This window comes from Pseudoalteromonas sp. HM-SA03, assembly GCF_002289345.1.
Taxonomy (GTDB): Bacteria; Pseudomonadota; Gammaproteobacteria; order Enterobacterales; family Alteromonadaceae; genus Pseudoalteromonas.
Genome location: NZ_NSDG01000029.1, coordinates 118,886 through 126,526 on the forward strand (window position 1 = coordinate 118,886; position 7,641 = coordinate 126,526).

Annotated in this window: 4 protein-coding genes; 2 read left to right on the forward strand and 2 right to left on the reverse strand. The window is 43.7% G+C overall.

Going from position 1 to position 7,641, the window contains the following annotated elements; all coding sequences use genetic code 11:
• Positions 1 to 12 precede the first annotated feature (12 nt).
• On the reverse strand, positions 13 to 909 hold the full coding sequence (locus tag CKO50_RS06340) for a GGDEF domain-containing protein (RefSeq protein ID WP_095727473.1): 897 nt from the start codon (positions 907 to 909) through the stop codon (positions 13 to 15).
• 153 nt (positions 910 to 1,062) lie between these two features.
• On the opposite strand from CKO50_RS06340, the gene CKO50_RS06345 reads away from it, so the two are divergent.
• Complete coding sequence (locus CKO50_RS06345) at positions 1,063 to 3,033, forward strand: monovalent cation:proton antiporter-2 (CPA2) family protein (protein ID WP_095727474.1); 1,971 nt, start codon at positions 1,063 to 1,065, stop codon at positions 3,031 to 3,033.
• A gap of 788 nt (positions 3,034 to 3,821) precedes the next feature.
• Here the strand turns inward: CKO50_RS06345 and CKO50_RS06350 are convergent.
• Complete coding sequence (locus CKO50_RS06350; protein ID WP_095727475.1) at positions 3,822 to 5,912, reverse strand: winged helix-turn-helix domain-containing protein; 2,091 nt, start codon at positions 5,910 to 5,912, stop codon at positions 3,822 to 3,824.
• 116 nt (positions 5,913 to 6,028) lie between these two features.
• On the opposite strand from CKO50_RS06350, the gene CKO50_RS06355 reads away from it, so the two are divergent.
• On the forward strand, positions 6,029 to 7,240 hold the full coding sequence (locus CKO50_RS06355; RefSeq protein ID WP_095727476.1) for an alpha/beta hydrolase-fold protein: 1,212 nt from the start codon (positions 6,029 to 6,031) through the stop codon (positions 7,238 to 7,240).
• Positions 7,241 to 7,641 lie beyond the last annotated feature (401 nt).

Consider the following 7,641-nt stretch of genomic DNA (forward strand, 5'->3'; position numbering starts at 1 on the left):
GAAGTGGCTTTTTTATACTGCGCGAGCGCAGTTTCGTCCGGCTGCTTTTGCGCGGTATAAGCCGCTATCCGAACGAGAAAATATATTGTCGGCAGTATCATGGCTCGATGCCAGTGTAAAGCCAATGCTTGTAGTCACCGTATATTTAGCTAGCATGCTCGACTTTCTTACGGCTTCCATAATTCTTTCTGCAATTACCTTGTTGGTTGTAAACGCAGGATCGTCAATTAAAATGGCGAACTCATCGCCACCGAACCGAAATACCGAGTCTGTCGCACGCGTTGAGGTTTGCAAAATACGCGCAAATTCAACCAACACTTCATCACCGGCTTTATGCCCATGAACATCATTCACCTGCTTAAAGTTGTCTAAATCTAAAAGCATTAAGCTGAAATTACGATGTTGACGACGGCATCGTTCAAGCTTTTCTTCTAAGTTGTCTGCAAACTGGCTACGATTGTAAAGTCCTGTCAGTGAGTCCTTAGTTGCTAATTGCAATACACGGTTGTACATCAAGGCATTACGCATTGGGTAAATTAAACAGGCGTGTAATTTTGACAATTTTGCCTTGATCGCTTCACTAAATGGAAACTCACTGAAATACACCAGCTGGCCTAAGTGCTCTTTTTCTAGCTCAAGATCAAACGTACTCGCTGGGAATTGGCTATCGCTGTCCTTCATCTGAAAGACGCCAAGGCTACAATGGAACTGGAGTCCCGAAATTTTTGAAATTCTTGCCACATGCTCCGCGTAAATAGTCAACAGCTCATCAATGTTGAGCGTTGTCTGAAGTTTGTCGACTAATCGCGCGTAGTGTTCACCGCCTTGCGTACTATACTGTTCAGAATTGAACGGCAAGTAATCGCCTCTGGTCGGCAATCTCTGTGTCAAAATATGGACATTTTCCATATTTCTTCCCCTTAAATACAACAATACATGATTAATATGCGAACTTTGTGCCAAAAATTTAAACTGGCTTAAAAACAAACGCTTGCTATATTTAAGAGAAAGAAAAAGAAATCCACCTTTATTCCCCGTCAATTTTTTCGCTCAGGAGGCAGATTGCAAAGTATCTTCGCGCAGGTTTTTGCCTTGCTGTTATGTGCTGTGATTTTAGTCTGGTCCTTTAAGCGGATTGGCTTGCCACCTATTCTGGCTTATTTGCTCACTGGAGTAATTGCGGGCAGTCACGGCATTGGGTGGATGAGTGACAGCCAAGAAATTCACTTTATGGCCGAGCTTGGGATCGTGTTCTTACTGTTCAGTTTAGGGCTTGAATTTTCCGTGCCAAAATTAATGGCAATGCGAAACGTAGTGTTCGGTTTAGGGAGTTTGCAGGTCATAGTGACCACAATCATTGGTATGTTAGTGTTGCGTTTTATGCAATGTGAGTGGTTGGGGGCATTTGTGATTGCGAGCCTCATTGCACTTTCTTCGACGGCGGTTGTGGTTAAGCTGTTAAAAGAGCTGGGGATGCTCAACACACGTCATGGTCAGCTCGGTATTGGTATGTTGTTATTCCAAGATATTGCCGTTGTGCCACTGCTCATCGCGTTTCCGCTTATTTCCTCTGCGAGTAATTCAGAGCTGGCGTCAGCGCTACTTTTTGCGTTTGCCAAGGGGGCGGTTGTGTGTCTGGTTTTATGGGCTGTAGGTAAGTGGTTACTACCTAGAATATTTAACGAAATCGCATTAGTAAGAACAGATGAGCTCTTTGTTTTATCTACTTTAGTTGTTGCCCTGTGCGCAGGTTCGCTCACTTATGCATTCGGACTTTCAATGGCGCTCGGCGCATTTTTAGCGGGCATGATGTTAGGGGAAAGCCAATATCGGCATCAGCTTGAGGCAGAAATTAGACCATTTCGAGATATTTTAATGGGGCTCTTTTTTGTCACAGTGGGTATGCAGCTAAATATTCCTTATGTGCTTGACCAGTTTATTTATATTGTTGCAGCACTTGCTGCTGTGCTTGTGATCAAAGTGTTGATCATAGTTGGCGTTGCGCAGTTAATGGGTGAGCGTAAAAAAGATGCATGGGGTGCTGGGATCTTAATCTGGCAGATGGGGGAATTTGGCTTTGTGTTACTCGCGCTTGCCAGTAAACATCAGTTATTGGATCAAAATGCGGTGTCCTTCTTGATCACGCTTGGCGTGTTGTCTATGGCGTTAACGCCTTATCTTATTAGTAAAACTGCGCATATTCTCAATATCTTGGGAATAGAAAAAGATTGGCAACCCGAAGCACCAAGTGGTTATAACGCGGCTGATTTAAGAAATCATGTTGTGATTTTTGGTTACGCGCGTGTTGGTCAAACTATCGCACGATTTTTACGTCCAGAGGCTATTCCTTATATTGCGGTAGAGCGTAATCCGCAAATTGTACAAGACGCACAAATTGCGGGTGAGCCCGTGTTATTTGGTCATGCGGCACAAAAAACGCTGTTAAAGTCAGCAAATATTGATAAAGCGCGCTTGGTTATTATTACTTTTGATGATTTTGAACAGACACAAGTGGTTGTTGATGCCATTCGTCGGCGTACCCACGAAGTGAAGATCTTGGTACGCATGAAAGATGACAGTTACATGGAGCAATTAAAAGCCATGGGGGTTGCGGAAGTTGTGCCAGAAACTTTAGAGGCAAGTTTGATGCTGGTTTCTCACGTGCTGTACATGTCTGGCGTACCAATGCGCAGGATTTTTCGTCGTGTCAGTAAAGAGCGAGAAAATCGTTATCCGTATTTACATGGTTTTTTTGCTGGAGACAGCAGTGATCTGCATGAAGTCACAGGCGAGCGGTTAGAATATCTGCATGCCATCGCTTTGCCTGACCATGCATTTGCTGTTAATAAGTCAATTGCTGAGCTTGAGCTCAAGGTTAAGCGCGTTGATATTACTGCGTTAAGACGTGACGGCGAAGAAATTGCTCAACCAGATGAGCAAACCATTTTACGCGTTAATGATGTTTTGCTGTTAAAGGGGAAGCCCCGCCGCGTTGAACGTGCGGAGCAGTTTTTACTCGATGGCCTACCGTAATAACGTTTCTTAAATTTATGCTTTTTTAACAGAACGCCGCGTAAAGCGTCTCCTACGACATGGAGTAGGAGCCGGTTCATTCTGCGATTTTGAGTGTTGTTATGTAGCTACTGCTCGCCGCGTAAAGCGTCTCCTACAACTCGGAGTAGGAGCAGGTTTATCCTGCGATTTTGAGTGTTGTTATGTGGCTACAGCTCGCCGCGTAAAGCGTCTCCTACAATACGGAGTAGGAGNTCCTGCGATTTTGAGTGTTGTTATGTGGCTACTGCTCGCCGCGTGAAGCGCCTCCTACAACACGGAGTAGGAGCAGGTTCATTCTGCGATTTTGAGTGTTGTTATGTGGCTACAGCTCGCCGCGTAAAGCGTCTCCTACAATACGGAGTAGGAGCAGGTTTACCCTGCGATCTTGAGTGTTGTTATGTGGCTACTGCTCGCCGCGTAAAGCGTCTCCTACAATACGGAGTAGGAGCAGGTTTACCCTGCGATCTTGAGTGTTGTTATGTGGCTACTGCTCGCCGCGTAAAGCGTCTCCTACAATACGGAGTAGGAGCAGGTTTACCCTGCGATCTTGAGTGTTGTTATGTGGCTACTGCTCGCCGCGTAAAGCGCCTCTACAACACGGAGTAGGAGCAGGTTTATCCTCCGATCCTGAGTGTTGTGTTTGCTGTTACGGCTTGCTACGTAAAGCGTTTCCGGCTACTCGGAGTAGGAGCAGGTTTACCCTGCGATCTTGAGTGTTGTTTTTGTTGTTACGGCTCGCTACGTAAAGCGTTGCGTTCTTGCTCTATCTATGTGCCTTGATCATCAGGTGTATTAAATGACACGATATGCTTTTGCATCAAATGCATTTGAGTAAACAAAAAGGTTTCACCGTTAAAATCTGCTAAGTAACGACTTTTACTGGGTACATCCGCAAGGCGTTGATATATCCCTGTACTGAGATGATAAGACCATAGCTGGTTGTCGTTGTTTACGCCGTACAATATACCATCTTTATAAACGGCAAATGGCTGCGCTAACTGAGCGCGTAACGCGTGGATCTCAGTCGGTACGGGAGCTGTGTTTGTGTTAACAAGCCAAAAACGCTGACTCATATCTTGATAAAGAAAATGCTCACTATCTACTTGCGCGGCCCAAACTACATTTTCAGAAACAATGAGTGAGGCTTCTTTGGTATCTTTATCTATAATGTAAAGCCCCGCGTTTCCATTCTCCCTTGCAGTGACCAACAACGTTTTCGGCGTTAGCCACTGCAGGACAGAATCAATGGCAAGCGAATTAGCAATGAGGGTTTTCTCACCATTTAAAGACCAAATAGTGAGTCCTTGTTGTGTTGTGCCCGCTATCTTTTTACCCGCAGGAGACCACACAATTCGTTTGCTGATATGGTCGTGCTGTGAATCGGTAAGCTGTGCAACTCCTTGGTCATTGTAAAGCCATAATTGCCTTGAACCAGTACGTGTAGACGTAAAAGCAATATGATCACCATAAGGTTGAAACTGAGGGTTGTCTTCCTTCATTGTTGTTCTGGCAATCTTTGCTGTCGCAGCGGTTTGGTGATTTCGTATTTGAGCAAGACTTAAGGTAAAAATATCGGTATCGGCATTTATCTGTGTCGCTAAAATCTGTTTTCCATCAGCTGAAAAAGAAGCCTCTCTTAGATTCTTTCTGCCCCCAGTATCAAGTGCAACCATGCTCCCGTTGGTTTGCAGTTTATAAAGTCCATTAGTCGTTGATGCGAGCAAATACTCACCGCTTGGATGATAACTGACTTCAATTGGCTGTAATGGTGACAATTCGTGCGGTAGTACTATCTTTGCCGTGCTCGTTGATGTCTTATCAGGATTGTAAATATTCAGATGATGAGAGTTGTGCTCATCAATGCTTACCATTGCGAAAACATTTTGATCTGCAAGATAGTCAAGAGTGTAGTTTTCAAAGTTTGACAAGTACTCGGTAGTGCGGCTTTTTTTTGTCTTTAAATCAAAAAGGTAGGGTACTGCTTGTTTGGGACGTAAATGAGATAAGTAACTGATCTCGCCGTTTTTCATCCAATTTGCACGCCATATGGGCTTTTCTTGGCAAGCAATAACGGCATGTGGATTTTGTGGTGAGTTGATTGCAGTATCGACATTTAGTGTGTTTAAAGACCAGCAAAAAGGAGACGTCTCTTGAGCCTTGCAATGACTCCGCTCGGTAAAAGTTAGTTGCTTTGCGTCGTGTGACCAACTTGGCTTACCGTACACGCCTTGGCGAGCGGTTAAACGAGATGTTTTGTGCGAGACTAGATTTTTTACCCAAAGCTGACTATGGCAATTATCGCTAAAGCGCTGAAAAACAATCCATTGGCCATCAGGTGAGTAGCTGGCATTTGCATCCCATGCGTCACTTGTGGTCATTGGAGTAAAAGTAGGTTGAATAGGTACTCTGGGGTTGGTTTTTGGTTGAATTATAACCGTAAAGAGATAAGCCGTGATAACTATCGCTAGTGCCGCTACCCCAAATTTTGCAGCACGTGGGCGAGATTTTTGAGTCGCTTTATGCGCGCTCGGCTTATCGCTTGTCGACGTAACGGATGCCTCTAAACTATAGCCTTTTTTACTGTGCGTTTTTATTAACTCTAACTCACTATCTGCATTTTTGAATACTTGGCGAATTTGGAAAATGCAGCGCTGCAATGTATTGGGAGAAACAACTCTATCGTGCCAAACGGTGTTTAGTAGTTGCTCAAAACTCACCACTTCTCTTGGTTGTTTTGCCAATTCACAAAGCACCGCTATTGCTTTAGGGGGGAGCGCATAAGTTTGTTGGTCGATAACAATATGATTGCGGTTTACATCTACAAGGTGCTCTGCAATCAAAAACTGCTTTAATTCCATTTTAAAATTCTTTTTTCAGCGAATTATCAGCGAAAAATCAGCAAACTTTGCTGTTTTATCGCCCTGTTTTTTTCTAATGTAACACACTGATAAAAATAAACTAAAAAAGGAAAGTCATGCGTTTTATTATTTTGCTAGTGTTAATGCTACTTGCAGTATTGGGCAAGGTGTATGGGCAAACATTAGAACAACAAGCCATCACGATTGGGTCTAAAATAACTTTTGCATCTAAAATATTAAGTGAGAATAGGGAGGTCATGGTTTATACGCCAAATGATTATGACCCTAAGAAACAATATCAAGTGTTGTACTTACTCGATGCAGAATTCTTTTTTACCCAAACCGTGGGCATTGTGGAGTCTTTGGTTAGCACTGGAAAAATACCAGCTACCATCGTTGTTGGGTTGAAAACCACGGTGAGAACAAGAGACTACTTACCGCCAATTAACGGCGAGGCTCAAAGTGATAGACAGCGCTGGATTAAAGAGAAGTTTCCTCAATTTGGCAAGACAACCGAGTTTACAGCCTTCTTAACTCAAGAGTTATTTCCTTTCATTGAGTCACAATATTCACTCAAACCTAATCGTACATTAGTAGGGTATTCCAATGGTGGGATCTACGGACTACACACCTTTTTAAATAAGCCAGAGATATTTACTAATTATCTGCTTATTAGCCCGCCAGGTTGGTGGGGTGAGGAAGAGCTCGATCAGCAGTTTAAAGCACTCAGCAACTCAGCTCATGATTTACGTCGCAATCTGTATATTAGTATCGCTGGGGAAGGTGGCGACTTTTACACCAACGGTATGCGAGTTGCGTCAAACCTGAAAGCACTCCGATCAAAAGAAGTAAATTGGCAATTTAGCCTCAAAGAATTGGAAACGCATCAAACTACGTTTTATCCAAGTCTCTATGAAGGATTAACGAAACTTTTTGATGATTTTTACTTTGAGCTTAATGAAGAAGCAGGAAAATATGCGCATATCTCTGATATTGAAGATTATTATCTAAAGCTCTCTAAGCGCTATGAGTTTGATGTGTTAGTGCCAGAGTCTATATACAGAGCACTTGCTGACGCGCAAACCAGCCATAAACGTCTAGACGCTGCACTTGCGACTTTAAATGCATTTGTCACACGTTATCCCGACTCGTCTTATGCGCATGCAAGCCTAGGCCATGGATATATAGAGAACAAAGCGTATAACAAGGCGCTGAAAAGCTTTAATCACGCCTTGCAACTTGCGAAAGCACAGCAAGTCGACGATCCGTCAGTATATGATTATTTTGAAAGCATGATAGCTCAAGCAAAAAGTAAAATCGTGCAGTAAGCTATACAGCTCGCCGCGTAAAGCGTTTCCTACAATACGGAGTAGGAGCAGATTTACCCTGCGATCTTGCGTGATGTATTTGCTGTTACGGCTCGCTACGTAAAGCGTTTCCTACAACACGGAGTTGGAGCAGGTTTACCCTGCAATCTTGAATGTTGTTTTTGCTGTTACGGCTCGCTACGTAAAGCGTCTCCTACCACATGGAGTAGGAGCATGTTCACCCTGCGATCTTGAATGTTGTTTTTGCTGTTACGGCTCGCTACGTAAAGCGTCTCCTACAACACGGAGTTGGAGCATGTTCACCCTGCGATCTTGAATGTTGTTTTTGCGGTTACGGCTCGCTACGTAAAGCGTCTCCTACCACATGGAGTAGGAGCATGTTCACCCTGCGATCTTGAATG

Excerpts from the sequence above, each read along its gene's own strand:
- CKO50_RS06355 (WP_095727476.1), top strand. The coding sequence starts at position 6,029 with ATGCGTTTTATTATTTTGCTAGTGTTAATGCTACTTGCAGTATTGGGC.
- CKO50_RS06350 (WP_095727475.1), bottom strand. The coding sequence starts at position 5,912 with ATGGAATTAAAGCAGTTTTTGATTGCAGAGCACCTTGTAGATGTAAAC.
- CKO50_RS06340 (WP_095727473.1), bottom strand. The coding sequence starts at position 909 with ATGGAAAATGTCCATATTTTGACACAGAGATTGCCGACCAGAGGCGAT.